General features: G+C 73.8%; 15 protein-coding genes and 2 pseudogenes. 12 read left to right on the top strand and 5 right to left on the bottom strand.

Annotation, left to right across the window (positions count from 1 at the left end; translation table 11 throughout):
* Positions 1-297: 297 nt before the first annotated feature.
* Positions 298-1,461, bottom strand: coding sequence for an elongation factor Tu (gene tuf / locus E1295_RS40585; protein WP_132639393.1), 1,164 nt, complete (start codon positions 1,459-1,461; stop codon positions 298-300).
* A gap of 242 nt (positions 1,462-1,703) precedes the next feature.
* Positions 1,704-2,495 (bottom strand): phosphotransferase, encoded by a 792-nt coding sequence (locus tag E1295_RS40580; protein ID WP_132639390.1) that lies wholly within the window; start codon positions 2,493-2,495, stop codon positions 1,704-1,706.
* Positions 2,496-2,637: 142 nt separating this feature from the next.
* Between E1295_RS40580 and E1295_RS40575 the strand changes: the two genes are divergently transcribed.
* The 7 genes from E1295_RS40575 to E1295_RS40545 all read left to right on the top strand — a co-directional run bounded on the left by E1295_RS40575 (position 2,638) and on the right by E1295_RS40545 (position 12,710).
* On the top strand, positions 2,638-4,500 hold the full coding sequence (locus E1295_RS40575; protein ID WP_132639388.1) for a S9 family peptidase: 1,863 nt from the start codon (positions 2,638-2,640) through the stop codon (positions 4,498-4,500).
* Entirely contained in the window at positions 4,464-5,792 is a 1,329-nt protein-coding gene (locus tag E1295_RS40570) for a serine hydrolase domain-containing protein (RefSeq protein ID WP_246080953.1), read from the top strand. Before E1295_RS40575 ends, E1295_RS40570 begins: the two co-directional genes overlap by 37 nt.
* Before the next feature lie 96 nt (positions 5,793-5,888).
* Positions 5,889-7,487: a PucR family transcriptional regulator gene (locus tag E1295_RS40565; RefSeq protein WP_166427652.1), complete on the top strand. Its 1,599-nt coding sequence runs from the start codon at positions 5,889-5,891 to the stop codon at positions 7,485-7,487.
* A 98-nt stretch (positions 7,488-7,585) separates the two neighbouring features.
* Complete coding sequence (locus tag E1295_RS40560; RefSeq protein ID WP_132639383.1) at positions 7,586-9,172, top strand: ABC transporter substrate-binding protein; 1,587 nt, start codon at positions 7,586-7,588, stop codon at positions 9,170-9,172.
* Positions 9,173-10,207, top strand: coding sequence for an ABC transporter permease (locus E1295_RS40555; RefSeq protein WP_246080951.1), 1,035 nt, complete (start codon positions 9,173-9,175; stop codon positions 10,205-10,207). It abuts the gene before it with no gap.
* Positions 10,207-12,012: a dipeptide/oligopeptide/nickel ABC transporter permease/ATP-binding protein gene (locus E1295_RS40550; protein ID WP_132639381.1), complete on the top strand. Its 1,806-nt coding sequence runs from the start codon at positions 10,207-10,209 to the stop codon at positions 12,010-12,012. The genes E1295_RS40555 and E1295_RS40550 overlap by 1 nt, the downstream gene beginning before the upstream one ends.
* Positions 12,009-12,710: an ABC transporter ATP-binding protein gene (locus tag E1295_RS40545; RefSeq protein ID WP_132639379.1), complete on the top strand. Its 702-nt coding sequence runs from the start codon at positions 12,009-12,011 to the stop codon at positions 12,708-12,710. The genes E1295_RS40550 and E1295_RS40545 overlap by 4 nt, the downstream gene beginning before the upstream one ends.
* Before the next feature lie 7 nt (positions 12,711-12,717).
* Here the strand turns inward: E1295_RS40545 and E1295_RS52700 are convergent, their stop codons facing one another.
* Positions 12,718-13,068, bottom strand: coding sequence for a hypothetical protein (locus E1295_RS52700; RefSeq protein WP_425465393.1), 351 nt, complete (start codon positions 13,066-13,068; stop codon positions 12,718-12,720).
* Between E1295_RS52700 and E1295_RS51490 the strand changes: the two are divergent.
* Together E1295_RS51490 and E1295_RS51485 are read left to right on the top strand one after the other, a co-directional pair.
* Positions 13,037-13,156 (top strand): annotated as a pseudogene (locus tag E1295_RS51490) (helix-turn-helix domain-containing protein); the annotation flags it as partial. The gene E1295_RS52700 and the pseudogene E1295_RS51490 overlap by 32 nt on opposite strands.
* A gap of 85 nt (positions 13,157-13,241) precedes the next feature.
* Positions 13,242-13,580: pseudogene (locus tag E1295_RS51485) on the top strand (MmyB family transcriptional regulator); the annotation flags it as partial.
* A 12-nt stretch (positions 13,581-13,592) separates the two neighbouring features.
* Here E1295_RS51485 and menC read toward each other — a convergent pair.
* Both menC and E1295_RS40520 read right to left on the bottom strand, forming a co-directional pair.
* Positions 13,593-14,693: an o-succinylbenzoate synthase gene (gene menC / locus E1295_RS40525; RefSeq protein WP_181958120.1), complete on the bottom strand. Its 1,101-nt coding sequence runs from the start codon at positions 14,691-14,693 to the stop codon at positions 13,593-13,595.
* The gene (locus E1295_RS40520) at positions 14,690-15,451 is read right to left on the bottom strand and encodes a GNAT family N-acetyltransferase (protein ID WP_132639375.1); all 762 of its coding nucleotides are present in this window, start codon (positions 15,449-15,451) and stop codon (positions 14,690-14,692) included. Before E1295_RS40520 ends, menC begins: the two co-directional genes overlap by 4 nt.
* A gap of 193 nt (positions 15,452-15,644) precedes the next feature.
* Here E1295_RS40520 and E1295_RS40515 point away from each other — a divergent pair, with 193 nt between their 5' ends.
* The 3 genes from E1295_RS40515 to E1295_RS40505 all read left to right on the top strand — a co-directional run.
* Positions 15,645-16,706 carry an aminoglycoside phosphotransferase family protein gene (locus E1295_RS40515; protein ID WP_220449139.1) on the top strand — a complete coding sequence of 354 codons (1,062 nt, stop codon included), beginning with the start codon at positions 15,645-15,647 and terminating at the stop codon, positions 16,704-16,706.
* 112 nt (positions 16,707-16,818) lie between these two features.
* A complete protein-coding gene (locus tag E1295_RS40510) occupies positions 16,819-17,586 on the top strand; it encodes a bestrophin-like domain (RefSeq protein WP_166427651.1) in 768 nt (255 codons plus the stop codon).
* Positions 17,583-17,959: hypothetical protein (locus E1295_RS40505; RefSeq protein ID WP_220449138.1), on the top strand; the 377-nt coding region annotated here is incomplete at its 3' end. The genes E1295_RS40510 and E1295_RS40505, both read left to right, overlap by 4 nt.

The raw sequence follows: 17,959 nt of genomic DNA, 5'->3' as shown, positions 1-17,959 counted from the left end.
CGCCCGGCCCGACCAGCCCGACCTGACCGACCTGACTTGACCGGCCCGACCTGACCGACCTGACCTGACCTGACCGGCCCGACCGGCCGCACCTGACCAGCCGAAACCCGACCGGACAGGTCGCCGCGGGCCCGGCCCGACCGGCCTGTTCGGACCGGGCCGCCGGACTGGGTGGCCCGGACGGTGGGTCGTGTCGGTCGGTCGGATCGGTGGGTCGTGTCGGCTGGTCGGGCCGGTGGGGTGAGGCCGGGCCGGGGCGGCCGCCTCGCCGGCCCGGCCCGGGTTGTGGCGGGGTGGTCAGGGCACGGTGAGGATCGTGCCCGCGCCGACCGTCAGCCCGCCCTCGCGGATCGCGAAGCCGAGCCCGGGCTCCAGCGCGACCGCCTTGCCCAGCTCCACCGACACCTCGACCGTGTCGCCCGGCTGCGCGGGCCCGGGCAGCGTCAGCTCCCCGGGCACGTCGGTCGTGCGGACGTAGAACTGCGGCCGGTACCCGGACGCGATCGGCCTGCGCCGGCCGCCCTCCTCGGCGGTGAGGAGGTAGACGCGGGCGGTGAACGACGAGCGGGCCCGCTGGCTGCCCGGCTCGGCCAGCACCATGCCGCGCCGCACCTGCTCGCGGCGCACCCCGCGCAGCAGCACGGCCGCGTTGTCGCCGGCTTCGCCGCGCTCCATCGTCCGGCCGAACGTCTCCACGCCCGTGACGACGGCGCTGAACCCGTCGCCGAACCCGACGGCCTCCACCGGGTCGCCGACCCGCACCGCGCCACGCTCGATGGCGCCGGTGACGACGGTGCCGCGGCCGGTGACCGTGAGCACGTTCTCCACCGGCATGAGGAACGGCGCGTCGACGTAGCGCACCGGTACGGGGATGTGCTCGTCCACCGCCGTGAGCAGCGCGTCGATCGACGCCGTCCAGACCGGGTCGCCCTCCAGCGCCCGCAGCCCGGACACCCGCACCATCGGGACGCCGTCGTAGCCCTGCCCGGTCAGCAGGTCCTGCAGCTCCAGCTCGACCAGGTCGAGCAGCTCAGGGTCGGCGCCGTCGGCCTTGTTGACGGCCACGACGAGGTGCTCGACGCCGACCCGCCTGGCGAGCAGCACGTGCTCGCGGGTCTGCGGCATGATCCCGTCGTGCGCGGACACGACGAGGATCGCGCCGTCGAGCTGAGCCGCCCCCGTGATCATGTTCTTCACGTAGTCGGCGTGCCCCGGCATGTCCACGTGCGCGTAGTGGCGGGTGGTGGTCTCGTACTCGACGTGCGAGATGTTGATCGTGATCCCCCTGGAGGCCTCCTCCGGAGTCCGGTCGATCCGCTCGAACGGCGTGAACGTCGCCTGCCCCCGCGCCGCGAGCACCTTGGTGATCGCCGCGGTCAGCGTGGTCTTGCCGTGGTCGACGTGGCCCATCGTGCCGATGTTGAGGTGCGGCTTGTTGCGCACGTAGGCCTGCTTGGCCATGATTCCCTTTCCCGAGACTCCTTGAGCTTCGTGACCCGTCAGGGCCGTCGACCTCCCCCCGCCGGGTCACTTCAGGACAAACGGGAAGAGGTCAGCGCTCCAGGCCGTCGCAGGCACGCTCGAACGCGCCCGCCGGCAGGGCGGGCGTCGCAAGGTGAGCGCGCGGGAACATGAGGAACATAGTGCGGGCATCAGCACGGGGACGCAACAGGTTATTCCCGCGGGCCCCGCGAGGCGTCGCGTCAGCGCGGCCTGAGCCGGTCAGCCAGGTCGAGCCGGCGGGTGACGTCGGAGGCGGAGTGGTGCCGGATGGCCCAGTCCACCAGGCGCAGGCTCATGTGCGCCCAGGCAGCCGGCGTCATCGTGTCAGGGAGGCCGGCCAGCAGGTGGGGCGCGCGGCCGGCCAGGTCGAAACGGAGCGTGACCAGGTCGAAGTCGCCGTCGCCGCGGACGGCGCCGTCCCAGTCGATCACGCCGGTCACCGTCCCCGCCGCGTCCACCAGCACGTTCTCGGGATGGAAGTCGATGTGCACCAGATCGTCGCCCTCAAGGGTGCCGGGGAACGCCTGGCCGATCTCCTCCACCTCGTCGAGCAGCCGCCTCGTCCGGCCGTCGTACGCGCGCAGCGGCCCGTGCAGGCAGAACCCGGGGCCGTCCTCCCGCAGGTACAGCGGGAGCCCCGGCAGGTCGGTACGGCCCGCGAGCACACCGCGGCACCGCCAGTTGATCTCGATCATGGAACGGACGGTCTCCGCCGTGGGCACGCGCGCCGGGCTGCCGGGCAGCAGCTCCTGGACGACGACCGGCGGATGGACCAGCTCGTACGCGGGCGCCGGTACGCCCGCCGCCCGCGCCACCGCCAGCAGCTCGCTCACGTCGGGACCCCGGGTGAGCACCGATCGGTGGCCGTCGGGCCATCGCACGTACGCCGCGCCGACCTGGCCGCCGCGACAGGGGCCGTCGTAGGTGAGGGGTACGGGAAGCCGCTCCAGGTAGCGGATGATGTCGAGCCGGGGCACGGGCGGGTACGTCATGGGGTTCCTCAGATCGGATCAGGGGTCAGTATGCCCAGCCGGCCCCACCGGCCGCAGCCGGTTGGACCGGGGCACAACGGAACGGGCGCCGTTCGTCGGATAGCCCGAAGAAGGAGGGAGGGCGCTGCTCTACGGTTCGGATATGCCGCGTCTCACCCTGGATGATCTCTACCGCTTCGCCGTGCCCGCCGATCCCAGCCTGCGGCCCGACGGCGGCGCGGTGGCGTACACGCTGACCACCGTCGACCGGGACGCCGACGAGAACCGTACGGAGGTCTGGCTCGCCGCTCCGGGCGCCGCGCCGCGCAGGCTGGCCGGCGGGAGCGCGGCCCGGTGGTCGCCGGACGGGCGGACGCTGGCCTTCCTGCGGCCCGTGGACGGCAGGCCGCAGATCAACCTGCTCCCCATGGACGGCGGCGAGCCGGTCGCGATCACCTCGGCGGCGCTGGGCGCGGGAGCACCGCGATGGTCGCCCGACGGGACCCGCATCGCGTTCAGCGCACCGGTGGGGCCCGGAGGGCGGGCCCCCGACGCGGACGCGCCCGTGGTGATCGACCGGCTGGAGTACAAGGCGGACGGCACGGGGCTGCTGCGCGGGATGGGCGCCCACCTGTTCGTGGTGGACGTGGCGAGCGGGGAGACGGCCCAGGTCACCGAGGGCGGCTTCTTCGCGGGGGAGCCGTCGTGGAGCCCCGACGGGACGCGGCTGGCGTTCGTCGCGGACATGGAGGACGAGCGCGACCTGGAGACGGGCGGGGCCGTCCACACCGTGGCGCCGGGCGAGCAGCCGCGGCGCCTGACCGGTCCCGATCTCGTCTGCACCGGCGTGTGGTGGGAGGGCGAGCGGCTGGTCGTCACCGCCACGAAGGGCGGCCCGGCCGGGCACGTACGGCTGTTCACGCTCACCCCCGGCGGTGTGCCTGAGGAGGTCGAGACGGGGCTGGACCGCAACGTCATGACCGGCGCCCCCGGCTACCCAGGAGCCGCCCCCGCGCTGCTCACCGGGGACGACCTGATGTTCTGCGTACGCGACCGCGGCTGCACCCACCTCTACCGTGCGCCGGGCGAGCGGCTGGTGCCCGAGGAGACGAGCGTGTCGGGGGCGAGCGCGGCGGCCGGCCGGATCGCGTACGTGGCCGCGACCTCCCACAGCGCCGGCGACGTCTACCTGGGCCGGCCGGGCGAAACCCCGGAGCGGCTCACCGACCACGCGCTCGACGGCGTCGAACTGTTCACGCCCGCCCGCCGCATGTTCACCGCTCCCGACGGCACCCAGGTCGAAGGCTTCGTGCTGCGGGACGAGAACGCCGCCACCCCCGGCCCGCTCCTGCTCGACGTGCACGGCGGCCCGCACAACGCCTGGGCCCCCGTGCTCGACGGCTTCCACCTCTACCACCAGGTCCTGGCGGCCAAGGGCTGGACGGTGCTCGCGCTCAACCCCCGGGCCAGCGACGGCTACGGCGAGGACTTCTACACCGCGGCCGTCGGCGCGTGGGGGCTGGCCGACGGGCAGGACTTCCTCGCCGCCGTCGACACGCTGGTCGAGGAGAACGTCGCGGACCCAGGCCGGCTGGCCGTCACCGGGTACAGCTACGGCGGCTACATGACGTGCTGGCTGACGGGGCACACCGGCCGCTTCAAGGCCGCGATCCCCGGCGGGTGCGTGAGCGACCTGAGCAGCATGGCCGGCACCTCGGACCTGGGGCGCCTGATGAAGGTGCACGAATGGGGCGGCGACCTCGCGGCGCAGTCGCCGATCACGTACGTGTCCGAGGTCACCACCCCCACGCTCCTGCTGCACGGCGAGAGCGACGACCGCTGCCCGGTCGGCCAGTCCGAGCAGTGGTTCGCCGCGCTGCGCGAACGTCGGGTGCCCGTCCGGCTGGTGCGCTACCCGGGCGCCAGTCACCTGTTCATCCTGAACGGCCGGCCCTCACACCGGCACGACTACAACGAAAGGATCATCGCGTGGCTGGAGCAATGGGTCAGCGGCTCGCCGAGCTGATCGCCCGGTACGAGGTGCCCGGCGCGGCCCTGGCGTACCTGCACGAGGGAGAGCTGCACGAGTTCGCGGCGGGCACGCTCAACACCGCCACCGGGGTGGAGGCCACCGCGGACGCGCTCTACCAGATCGGCTCGGTCACCAAGGTGTGGACCGCGACCCTGCTCATGCGGCTGGTCGAGCGCGGCCGCCTGACGCTGGACACCACGGTGGCGGAGGTGCTGCCGGAGTTCAGGGTCGCCGACGCCGAGGTCACCAAGTCCGTCACCATCAGGCACCTGCTCTCCCACACCAGCGGCATCGACGGCGACCTCTTCCTCGACACCGGCCGCGGCGACGACTGCGTGGAGAGGTACGTCGAGGCGTGCGCCGACCTGTCCCAGAACCACCCGCTCGGCGCCACTCAGTCCTACTGCAACTCCGGGTTCGTCATCGCGGGCCGGATCGTGGAGCGCCTGACCGGCGAACGCTGGGACGACGCGCTCAGGAAGGAGATCGTCGAACCGCTCGGCCTCACCCACACCTGGACCCTGCCCGAGGACGTGCTGCGCTTCCGCGCCGCGATGGGCCACGTGGACGGCGGCGCGCCGGCCCCGATGTGGGGGCTCATGCGCTCGGCCGGCCCGGCGGGGCTCATCTGCGCCCGCCCCGCCGACGTGGTGGCCTTCGCCCGCGCCCACCTGCGTACCACTGGAGAGGGCGGCCTGCTCGACGAGCCGCAGGCCATGTGGGAGCCGCAGATTGACATCCCCAACCCGCACACCCTGGGCAAGCAGTGGGGCATCGGCTGGATCCTGGACGAGTGGGACGGGCAGCGCGTCATCTCCCACGGCGGCAACACCATCGGCCAGCACGCCATGCTCTGGGCCGTCCCCGGCACCGGCACCATCGTGTGCGTCACCGCCAACGGCGGGCACTCCGGCGCCTTCACCCGCGCTGTGGCCACGGAGCTGTTCGCCGAGCTCGACGGCCTGACCGTGCCCCCGCAGCCGGAGCCGCTCGACCAGGCCGCGGAGGTGGACGCCTCCCGCCACACCGGCGTCTACGAGCGGGTGGGCGCCCGCATCACGGTGTCACAACGCGACGGGCGGCCCTGGCTGCGCTACGAGGCCACGGGAGCGCTGGCCGCCCTGCAGCAGGAGCCGGAGGAGTGCGAGCTGCGGCCCGTGGACGACGTCACGTTCGTGTGCCGGATGAACGGCTCGCCCGACTGGGCGTCCGTCGTGTTCTACGAGCTGCCCGACGGCTCCCCCTACGTGCACATGGGAGCCCGCGCCACCCCCAGGACCGGCTGAGGAGGCGGCATGGACCTGCGGGACAGGCTCGGCGAGGCGGTGCCGCGTGCCTGACGTGCCCGGCTGATGTCCCTTCCCGTGGACTATCGTGATCCGATGAGGAATCGTCCGCGTGCCAGTCTCGGGCGCATCCTCCACGACCTCGGCACCACGGTCCTCGACGTCGCCGCCTCACCCGGCGATCTCGACACCGAGGTCACCGGCGTGCACATCTACGATCCGCTCGACGAGCTGATCGTGCCGCCCGGCGGCATCGTGCTGGCCGTCGGCGTCCAGGGCGCGGACGACATCTGCGCCCTGATCGAGCGGGCGGGACAGGCCGCGGGCGTCATCGTCAAGCTGCCCGTCGACGTCGACGAGCGGGTGCGGGCCGTGGTGCTGGAGACCGGCGTGGCCGTGCTCGGGCTCACCCGGGCGGCCTCCTGGTCGCAGGTCGCCGCGCTGCTGCGCTCGCTGCTGGCCGAGGGCGACCTGGCCGAGCCGGGGGAGGGGCCGCCCGACGACCTGTTCTCCCTGGCCAACGCCGTGTGCGCGCTGCTGGACGCGCCCGTCACCATCGAGGACAGATCGTCGCGGGTGCTCGCCTACTCCGGCCGGCAGGACGAGGCCGACCAGGGCCGCGTCGAGACCGTGCTCGGCCGTCAGGTCCCCGAGCGCTACCTGCGCATGCTCGACGAGCACGGCTTCTTCAAGCAGCTCTACCAGAGCCGCGAGCCCGTCTACATGGAGCTCGACGACGCGAACGTCATCAACCGGGTCGCCGTCGCCGTCCGCACCGGCGACGAGATCCTCGGCTCCATCTGGGTGGCCGTGCACGAGCCGCTCAGCGAGCAGCGGCGGCGGGCGCTCGCCGACGCCGCCCAGATCGTGGCGCTGCGGCTGCTGCGTGAGCGGGCCGGGGCCGACACCCGGCGGCGGCTCCGCGCCGACCTGCTGTCCACCGTGCTGGCCGGCGGCACCGACGCCGCCGAGGCGGCCGAGCGGCTCGGCGTCGCCACCACCCGCCTGTGCGTGCTCGCCGCCCAGCTGACCGGCGACTCCGCCGCCGACCCCGCCCGCGGCGAGAGCGACCGGCAGCGCTTCTGCGACGCGCTCGCGCTGCACGTCGGCGCCATCCATCCCAAGGCCGCCGCCGCGCTCGTCGGCTCGGTCGCGTACGCCGTGCTGCCGCTGCAGTCGGGCGGGCAGCAGAGCAGCGGGGAGGAGGCGCGGGCCGTGCGCGTGGCCGAGAGCTTCCTGGCCAGGGTCGGGCCCCGGCACGCCGCCAACATCGGCGTGGGCCGCCTGGCGCTCAACCTGTCGCACGTCGCCAGGTCACGCGCGGACGCCGACCGGGCGCTGCGCGTGCTGCGCTCCCGCGGCACCACCGGCCAGGTCGCCGGGTACGCCTCCGTGCACTTCGAGTCGCTGCTGCTCCAGGTCGCCGACGTGGCCGCCGCGGAGGAGCAGGCGCCCACCGGCCCCTACCAGCGGCTGCTCGAACACGACGCGGAGCACGGCACCGAGCTGACCGCCACGCTGCGGGCGTACCTGGACGCCTTCGGCGACGTCAACGCCGCCTGCGCCCGGGTGCACGTGCACGCCAACACCTTCCGCTACCGGCTCAAGCGGCTCGTCGAGATCAGCGGCCTCGACCTGTCGGACCCCGACGCCCGGCTCACGGTCATGTTGCAGATGCGGATCTTCGGACGCTAGCACGAGGACGCCCGGCTTTTTCGTCACCGGGCACGAAGCCCCGGGCCCGGCGAGGGACGAAGGTGGTGCACACCCCACACGCTCGACGGGAGTCCCCCATGAGAACACCGGCTGCTGCGGCTCTCACCTCGCTCGCCCTGCTCGCGGCCGCCTGCGGAGGCGGCGGTGGCGACGGAGGCGGCGGTGACGGGGCGCCGGCCAGGGGCGGCACGTTCACCTACGCGCTCTCGGCCGACCCCGGTGGCCTCGACCCCGCCATGGGCGTGCTCTCGATCACGAACACCACGCTCTCGCTCGCGTACGACACGCTCGTCACCGCCTCGGACGACGGCAAGCTCGTGCCCAGGCTGGCCGAGAAGTGGGAGGTCAAGCCGGACAGCGCCACGTTCACCCTGCGCAAGGACGTCACCTGCTCCGACGGCTCGCCGCTGACCGCCTCCGACGTCGCCGGCAGCGTCAACCACATCACCGACCCCGACACCAAGTCGCCCATCTACGGCGTGCTGGTGCCGACCGGGATGAAGGCCACCGCCGACGACGCCGCGGGCACGGTGACGCTGTCCATGCCGGAGCCGTTCAGCTTCATCGTGGAGAGCGCCAGGTCGCTGTTCATCGTGTGCGGCAAGGGCGTCAAGGACCGTTCGCTGCTGGCCCGCGGCACCTCGGGCACCGGGCCGTACCAGCTGACCGAGGCGGTGCCCAGCGACCACTACACGTTCAAGGTCCGCAGGGAGTACGCCTGGGGCCCGGCCGGCGCGACCGCCGCCGACCTGCCGGAGACCGTCGTGCTCAAGGTCATCCCCAACGAGCAGACCGCCGCCAACCTGCTCATCTCCGGCACCATCAACGGCGCGACCGTCTACGGCCCCGACCGCGCCCGCCTGGAGGCCACGCCCGGTGTGGTCAAGAACGTCGTCCCCTTCACCAACGGCCAGTTCTTCTACCACCAGGGCGACGACAGGCCCGCGCACGACCCCGAGGTGCGCAAGGCGCTCACCCAGGCCGTCAACCTCAAGGAGCTGGCGGGCATCGCCTCCAGCGGCACCGGCAGGCCGGCCACCGGGCTCGTCATGGAGCCGCGCCCCTGCAAGGGCGACTCGGTCACCGGGCACGTGCCCGCCCACGACCCGGCGGCCGCCGCGGCCGCCCTGGACGCGGCCGGCTGGAAGGCGGGGCCCGACGGGGTGCGGGTCAAGGACGGCAAGCGGCTGACGCTGCGGCTGATGTACGCCACCACGCGCGGCGCCGGGGTGCAGGCCGCGGTCGAGTACCTGGGCCAGGCCTGGCGCAAGGCGGGGGCCGAGGTGAAGCTGAACGGCATCATCGACGCCAAGCTGTCGGAGTCGCTCAACGCCACCCAGGACTGGGACGTCGTCTGGCTGCCCATCGGCGTCGCCCTGCCCTCGCAGCTGATCGGCTTCCTGTCCGGCCCGGCCGCGCCCAAGGGGGCCAACTTCGCCCACCTGGACAACAAGCGCTACGAGTCGCTCGTCGCCGAGGCGGGGCTGCTGCCGTCGGCCGAGGGCTGCGGCACGTGGCTGGAGGCGGAGTCGGCCCTGTTCGAGGCCGCCGACCTGGTGCCGGTGGTGGAGAACACGGTGCTGCACGCGGCCAAGGGGGCGACGTACGACATGCAGGCGGGAGAGTTCGTGCCCACCTCGATCAGGCTCACCCAGGGAGGCTGAGTGCCCGACCGCAGCGGCCTCGACACGCCCGTGACGGCCACAGAGACGCGGCCCGGCCCCGCGCCCGAGGCGGGCCGGCGGGCGGCGCGGCGCAGGGCGCGGGGCGTCGTGCGGCGGGCGGTGCGGTTCGCCGTGTCGCTGGCCGTGCTGCTCGCCGCGTCCTTCGCGATGATCCACCTCATCCCCGGCGACCCCGTGCGCACGTCGCTCGGGCCGGCCGCCCCGGTGGAGCTGGTGGAGGCGCGCAGGGCGGCGCTCGGCCTGGACCGCCCGCTCCCGGAGCAGTTCATGACGTACGTGACCAACGTACTGTCCGGAGATCTCGGGACTTCGTTCCTCTCCAGCGAGCCCGTCGGCGACGTCATCGCCGCCCGTCTCCCCAACACCCTCGCCCTGGCCCTCCTCGCCACCCTCCTCGCCCTGCTGGCGGGCGTCCCGCTCGGCATGTGGGCGGCCGTACGCACCCAGGACGGCCGCAACCGCGGCTCCGAGCTGACGTTCGGCTCCGTCACCGGCACCGCCGTGGCCGTCCCCGAGTTCCTGTACGCGATCGGCCTGGTGTCCGCCTTCGCCATCGGCCTCGGCTGGTTCCCGCCCGCGGGCAAGGCCGGGCCGATCACGTACGTGCTGCCGGTCCTCGCCCTCGCGGCCGGCCCCGTCGCCATGATCGCCCGCATCGCCCGCGTGGAGACCCTGCGCGAGCTGGGCAAGGACTACGTGCGCCTGGCCAGGGCCAAACGCCTGCCCGCGCGCCGGCTGCACCTGCGGCACGTGCTGCCCAACACGCTCACCGCCACCCTGACGGTGTGCGGGCTGCTGCTGACCTCGCTCATCGCCGGCAGCGTGCTCGTCGAGTACGTCTTCGCCTGGCCCGGCCTCGGGCTGAAGATCGTCGAGGCGATCACGCAGAAGGACTACCCGGTCGCCCAGGGAGTGATCCTCGTCTACGGCGCGATCGTGCTGGTCGTGAATCTGGCCGTCGACCTGCTGCTCGGCGCCCTCGACCCCACCTCTGAGATCAGGGAGCAGTCCTGATGTCCCTCCGCTGGAGCGGCCCCGCCGTGGCCGGAGCCGTGATCGTCGCGCTCATGGCGGCGCTCGCCGTCGCCGGCCCGATCGTCTGGGGCGAGGCGGCCGAGCGCATCGACGCCGGCGCCATCCTCCAGGGCGCCTCGGCCGAGCACCCGCTCGGCACCGACAACCTGGGCCGCGACCTGCTGGCCAGGGTGCTGGTGGCGGGCCGGTTCTCGCTGGCGCTCGCGCTGGCCGCCACCCTCATCGGCGCCGTCGCCGGCATCGTGCTCGGCACACTTCCGTCCGTGCTGCCCAGGCGGGGCGCCCGGCTGGCCACCGGCACGGTCAACGCGCTGGTGGCCTTCCCCGGGCTGCTGCTGGCCATGTTCACCGCGGTCGTCACCGGCCTCGGCGCGCGCGGCGCGGTGCTCGGCATCGGCGCGGCCATCGCGCCCGGCTTCGCCCGGCTCACCCAGACGCTGGCCGCCTCGGTCGCCGGGGCCGACTACGTCTCGGCCGCCCGCATGCTCGGCGTGCCCCGCCGGCGCATCCTGTCCCGGCACGTGCTGCCCAACATCGCCGAGCCGCTCATCCTCAACCTCACCCAGGCGCTCGGCGGCGCCCTGCTCGGCCTGGCCGGCATGTCGTTCCTGGGGCTCGGCGTGCAGCCGCCGTCGTTCGACTGGGGCCGGCTGCTGTTCGACGGGTTCTCCCGGATCTACGTGACGCCCGAGGTGGCGCTCGGCCCCGCCGCCGCCGTCGCGCTCGCCGGCATCGGCTTCAACCTGCTGGGCGACGCCCTGGCCAGAGCCGCCGCGCGCACGACCGCGGGCAAGGCGGAGGAACAGCCGGCGCCGCCGCCCGAGCCCGGCGAGCCGGACCCCGGCGCCGTGCTGGACGTACGGGACCTGACCGTCACGTTCCCCGGCGGCTCCGCCCCCGTGCGAAACCTGTCGCTGACCGTCGCGCCCGGCGAGGTCGTCGGGCTCGTGGGCGAGTCCGGCAGCGGCAAGAGCATGACCGCGTCCGCCATCGGCGGGCTCGTCCCCTACCCGGGGAAGGTCACGTACGGGCGGCTGCACCTGGGCGGCAGGGACATCGCCGAGCTGTCGGACAAGGAGCTCGGCACCACGCTCGCCATGGTCTTCCAGGACCCGCTCGCCGCGCTCAACCCCGCGCTCAAGGTCGGCGGCCAGCTCGCCGAGGTCGCCGTCGTGCACGAGGGCGCGACCCGGGCCGAGGCCCGCCGCCGCGCCGTCGACCGGCTCGGCCAGGTGCACCTGCCCGAACCCGAGCGGCGGGCCGCCCAGCACCCCCACGAGCTGTCCGGCGGCATGCGGCAGCGCGCCGTGATCGCCATGGGCCTGATGGGCACACCCCGCCTGATCATCGCCGACGAGCCCACGACCGCCCTCGACGTGACCGTGCAGCGGCAGATCCTGCGCCTGCTGCGCGAGGTCGTGGCCGAGACGGGCGCGGCCACGCTGTTCATCTCGCACGACATCGCCGTCGTCGGCGAGCTGTGCGACCGCGTCGTCGTCATGTACGCCGGCCGCGTCGTCGAGGAACTGCCCGCCGACCGGCTCGCCGACGGCGCCGCGCACCCCTACACCAGGGCGCTGATCGCCTCCCTGCCCGACCTCGACACCGACAGGACCCGTCCGCTGGCCGGCATCCCCGGCACCCAGCCCGCGCCAGACCAGGTCGGCCCCGGCTGCGCCTTCGCCCCCCGCTGCTCCCTGGCCACCGGGCGCTGCGCCGAGCAACGCCCGGAACTCGTCGCGCACGGCCCCCTCCAGCGGGTCGCCTGCTGGGAGGTGTCATGATCATCAAGAACCTGACCGTGCGGTTCGGCGACTTCACCGCCGTCGACGACGTCACGCTGGAGATCCCCGACGGCCGCGTCGTCGGGCTCGTCGGCGAGTCGGGGTCCGGCAAGTCCTCGCTGGCCAGGGCCGTGTGCGGGCTCGTGCCGTACACGGGGAGCATCGAGGGCGCCCACCGGGTGCAGATGGTGTTCCAGGACCCGTACGCGTCGCTGAACCCCCGCATGACCGTCGGCGACACGGTCGCGGAGGGCATCAGGGGCCGCGACCGCGACGCAGAGGTGAAGCGGCTGCTCGGCCTCGTACGGCTGCCTGCGGAGGTGGCCGTCCGCTACCCGCGCGAGCTGTCCGGCGGCCAGCGGCAGCGCGTCGCCATCGCCAGGGCCCTGGGCGGCGACCCCGGCCTGCTGGTCGCCGACGAGATCACCAGCGCGCTCGACGTGTCGGTCCAGGGCGCCGTGCTCAACCTCGTCCGCGGCCTGCGCGACGAGCTGGGCCTGCCGATGTTGTTCATCTCGCACAACCTGGCCGTGGTCAGGTACGTCGCCGACGTGGTCGCCGTCATGCACCGGGGCCGGCTGGTCGAGGCGGGCCCCGCCGAGCAGGTCGTCGGCGAGCCCGCGCACGACTACACGCGCTCCCTGCTGGCCGCGGTTCCCCGGCTCAGAGGGCGGCTGAACGACGATGCCGGTGAGTGATCGCGCGTCACGCGATCAGCGGCCGTCCGGGGTGGGGCGGTGGTGGACGTACTCCACCACCGTCCCGTCGGGGTGCCGGGCGTTGAAGCCGGTCGGCACAGCCTGAAGGGGGAACGATCTCCGCGCCCTCGGCCGTCAGCCGTTCGTGGTACGGCAGCACGTCGTCCACCAGCAGAGTCCGCACCGTGCTCCGGAACGGGCGCACCGCCGAGTCGTCGCCGGCGATGATCAGGAACGCGCCCACCGTGGCCAGTTCTAGCCCCGCCGCCGCGAAGGCGAACCGCGCGTCGGCCGTCGTTCGCTGAAGCCGCTCGTAGAAGGCGATCGTGGGCCTGGCCGGCGGCGGGCGGCGGCGCACTCCCGGGCTGCGCCGCGAGGAGGTCGCCGCGCTGGCCGGGGTCAGCGTCGCCTGGTACACGTGGCTGGAGCAGGGCAGGGCGAGCACCACCTGCCAGGTGCTCGACGCGATCTGCCGGGTCCTCGGCATGGGCGCGGCGGCGCACCGCCACACGCTGGCACGCCGGCAACGCCGCCTATCGGCGCTTCTGGGGCGATCCGGACAGCGTGCCGATCGAGCGGCGCAACCTCCTCATCATGCTCGCCACCCGCGCGAACGACCGCCTGACCGAGGTGGAGCCGCTGCTGCGCGGCCTGTACGAGCAGTTCCGGGCCAACACCGGCCACCTCCCGGACGACCCTCGCGCCGCGGCCGTCGTCGAGCTCCTGCGGCGCGAACGCCCCGACGCCGGGCACTGGTGGAGCTGCCGGGCGGTGCGGGAGTTCGCCCCCGTCACGACCGGCGGATACACCTTCTGCCTGCTGCGGCCGGTCGGCGAGGAGGGCATCCACGTTCTCACGCAGCTCGCGTGAGGCACGAGCGCCCTACAGGGTGATCCACTCCGTGGCCGTGGTCACCTCGTCGAGCACGTCGGGGATCGGCTCGACGCCGAGGCCCGGCCCGGACGGCACGTCGAGATGCCCGTCCACCAGCTCGAACGGTTCGGTGACGTCGGTCGCGTAATAGCGGCGCGACCCCGAGGTGTCGCCCGGCAGCGTGAACCCCGGCAGCGCCGCCAGCGCCACGTTCGCCGCCCGGCCCAGCCCGGTCTCCAGCATGCCGCCGCACCACACCGCGACGCCGTTGGCCCGGCACAGGTCATGGATGCGCCGCGCCTCGAGGTAGCCGCCGACCCGGCCCGGCTTGACGTTGACGATCGAGCAGGAGCCGAGCGCGATCGCCGCCGCGGCGTGCTCGGCCGACTCGATCGACTCGTCCAGGCAGACCGGCGTCGTCAGCTGCTCGGCCAGCTTGGCGTGCTGCACCAGGTCGTCGTTGGCCAGCGGCTGCTCGATCAGCAGCAGGTCGAACGCGTCGAGCCGGGCCAGCCGCCGGGCGTCGGCCAGCGAGTAGGCGGCGTTCGCGTCGACCTGGAGCAGCACGTCGTCGCCGAACCGTTCGCGCACCGCCCTGACCGGCTCGACGTCCCAGCCGGGCTCGATCTTCAGCTTGATGCGGACATATCCCTCGTCCAGGTAGCCCGCCACCGCGTCGAGGAGCTGCGGGACCGAGTCCATGATGCCGACCGACACCCCGCACGGCACCCGGCCGCGCGACGCGCCGAGGAACCGGCCGAACGACTCGCCCGCCGCCCTGAGCTGCGCGTCCAGCACCGCCGTCTCCACCGCGGCCTTGGCCATGCGGTGGCCCTTGACCGGCTCCAGCGCGCGGGCCACGCCCTGCGCGTCGACGTTCGACGGCAACGCGGGCAGCAGGAAACGGCGGATCACCTCGGCGGCGCCGTCGACGTACTCGGAGGAATAGAGCGGCTCGGACATCGCCACGCACTCGGCCCAGCCCTCGGCGTCCGGCGTCACCACCCTGACGAGCAGGACGTCGCGGGACGTCTCCGTGCCGAACGAGGTGCGGAACGGCGCCACCAGCGGCATCGCGATCCGGCGCAGCTCAACTCCAGTGATCTTCACACTTGCTCCACCACGTAGTAGGACTTACCGCAGAACCCCGTGACCGCGCGGCCCTCCGCCATCAGGCCCCCCAGCACCTCGCGCACGGCGAGCCGCCACGCCTTGGCCGTTCCCGGGTCGCTGCCGCGCAACCCCTCGATGTCGGCGGGGACGGCGACCAGCACCGTGCCCGCCTTCGCCGGCCCCGCCACCGGCCTGCCCCCCTCGTCGGCCAGCGCGACCACCGCGCCGTCCGGGGCCGGGCTCTCGTCAGGCTCCCGCCGGGCCAGCGCCTCCACGTGCGGCGCGGTCAGCGGCCACACCGCGAGCAGCCGGTCCGACTCGTCCCCCTGGTTGATGGCGTCGGCCATGACGCCGTAGAAGCGCGGCAGGTACTCCTCGGGCCGCGCCCCCAGCTTCGCCAGGTTGAAGTGGGCGTTGCGGCGCACCAGGGGATCGTAGGTCCAGGTGATGCGCTCGATCCCGCGCCCCAGGGCCCAGCGGCGCTGGTGCAGCTTCAGCTCGAACCCGGCGCCGCGCCGCGTCGTTCCGGTGACGTGCGAGTGCAGCGCGCCGCCCGCCGCGAGGAACCCGACCGAGCCGCCCACCAACCGGCCGCCCTCGAAGGCGCCGGCGACGTAGCCGCCCGAGTGCGACAGCGCCCGCATCAGCTCCACCGTGATGGGCGGGTCGCCGGGCCCGAAGTGCCAGATGTCCTCGAACAGGTCGTTGACCTGCTCGAACTCCGCCATCTCGTGGAGCTCCCTGACCTCGATCAACCTGCCGCTCCTCCTCGTGGACGCGTTCACTGGCGACGGTATGCCATGGTGCGCCCGCCGGGATTCGTGCCCGGCCACCAAGAGAGGAGCGGTCCTTCGTCGAGCTGCCCTAGCGGGCCCGCCCACACCTGCCCCGGCCTGCTCCGCCTCCCGGCACACGGCCGCCGTGCCGTCACGGTCTAGGGTTTCGCGCGTGGAAGAGGAGTTCGCGCAGGTGCTCGGCGGCGGCGACGCCGTCATTGAGCCGCTCACGCACAACCCCGGCAACGGTGTCACCCGCGGCATCTGGAGGGTCCGCAGGGGCTCGCGTTCGGCCGTGCTCAAGGTGCTGACCAGGAGGAAGGACGCCCCCGAAGGGTGGGCTCACTCCGACGACCCGCGCCACTGGAACTACTGGCGCAGGGAGGCCGACGTCCACGCCGACGGCCTGCCGCAGATGTGGGCCCGTGCCGGGGCGCGCGCCCCGAAGCTGCTCGCGCTGATCGAGCGGGACGACGGCGACCTCGCGCTGTGGTTCGAAGACGTCCCCGGCAGGCCGGGCACCTCCTGGACCGTCGACCGCCACGCCCTCCTCGGGCACCAGCTCGGCCTGGCTCAGGGGGCGGCGGGAGAAGTGGAGCGGCCCTGGCTGAGCCGGTCCTTCCTGCGCGGCTACACGGGGTCGCGCCCGGTGCCGTACGAGCTGCTCGACGACGACGCGGCCTGGCGGCATCCCCTCGTCGCGGAGAACTTCCCGCCCGGCCTGCGCGCCGAGCTCGTACGCCTCCACCGCGACCGCGAGCAGTTCCTGTCGATCATGGAGTCGCTGCCGAGGACGCTGTGCCACCTCGACGTGTGGCCCAGCAACGTCATCGACCGCGACGGCGAAAGCGTGCTGCTCGACTGGGCGTTCGCCGGCGACGGCGCGGTCGGCGAGGACATCGGCAACCACATCCCCGACAGCGTCTTCGACCTGTTCCTCCCCGCCGCCCTCCTGCCCGAGCTGGACGCGGCCGTCTACGGGGCCTACCTGCGGGGGCTGCGCGAGTCCGGCCGGCGCTGCGACGAGCGCCTCGTGCGGCTGGCGGTGTGCGCGTCGGCGATCAAGTACGACTTCCTGGCCCCGCTGATGCTGGCGCGGGCGGGAGAGCGCCAACTCGACTACGGCGGGGCCAGGCCGGTCGACGCCGCCCGCCGTTACCGCGAACGCGGCGCCGCCCTGATGTTCCTGGCCGGATGGGCGGAGGAGGCCCGCAGGTTGTCCGACCGGCTGTGACCGCGCCGGACCGCGACATGCCCGGGACTTTACCGATCACCGCCTGCCGCCATCGTCGCCCTATGTGATAGTAATGTCGCACTGCGTAGTCGACAGGGCTCGGGAGATCTTCATGGTGGCGTACACACTCTCCATCCTGGCGGCGGTGGGTGCCGTGGCGCTCACCGCGCTGGTGTTCAGGCGGATCAGGGCGGCGGGGGAGGACCGCGACCCCGGCGGCCCCTCCGCCGCACACGCGGGGGCCATGTTGTCGGCCATGTTCCTGCTGGTGTTCGCCATCGCGGTCATCGTGCCGTGGACCACGGCCGACGCCGCCCGGCTCAACACCCATGCCGAGAGCCGGGCCGCCGTCGACGCCTACTGGGCCGCCGGCGAGCTGCCGGGCACGGCACCCCAGGAGGTGCGCAGGGCGTTGCACGACTACGTCACGTTCGTGATCAGGGACGAATGGCCGCTCATGGCCGAGGGCGCGATGGACCCGGTCGGCGGCGCAAGGATGGACCAGCTGCGCGGCGCCGTCCACGCCGTGAAGGTGGAGGGCGACGAGCAGAGCGACGCCAAGGCCGCCGTGCTCGACCACATCAGGAGCATCGCCGCCGCGCGCGCCCAGCGCACCGCCGACGCCGCCGCGACCCCGCCCGACGGGCTCATGGTCCTGACGGTCCTCACCGGGGCGCTCGTCGTCGTCTTCCCGTTCCTGGCCGGGGCCAGACCGCGCGGCCTGGCCATCCTGCCGCTGGTGGCGACCGCGGCGCTGCTCGGCTTCGGCACCTACCTCACGTGGGACATCGCGCGCGCCTTCGCCGGGCCGCTGGCCGTCGGGCCGGAGGCGTTCACCGGGGCGCTGCAGGAGTTCACGCGGATCGCCGGAGGGCTGTGACCGTGGCCGTCAGGCGTGCTGCGCTGCTGCTCGCCGCCGCCGTGCTCATGGGCGGCGTCACCGGTGCCGACGTGAGCGGGGCGGCGGCCGACCGGGCGCCGTGGCCGGGCCCCGCGCCGCGGGTGACCGTACGCGCCCCGGCGCCCCCGAAGGGCGTCACCGCCAGGCCGGGACGGGTGACCGTGCCCAAGGTGTCGGCGCGGCACCGGCCCCGGCCGAAGGTGTCGATCTCCGTGCCGCCCCGGCAGCGGCGGGCCTCACCCCAGGTGGCTCTGCCCCAGGTGACGGTCTACCGCGACGGGTTGTGCACGGACGGGGTGCGGGTGGGGGAGTGCCCGCGCGGGCGGGCGCGCGTGGCTCCCCGGCCCGTGCC

The organism is Nonomuraea mesophila, assembly GCF_004352805.1.
GTDB classification, from domain to species: Bacteria; Actinomycetota; Actinomycetes; order Streptosporangiales; family Streptosporangiaceae; genus Nonomuraea; species Nonomuraea longispora.
Note: the sequence above shows the minus strand (reverse complement) of the source record. Positions and strands in the feature narration are given on the sequence as shown.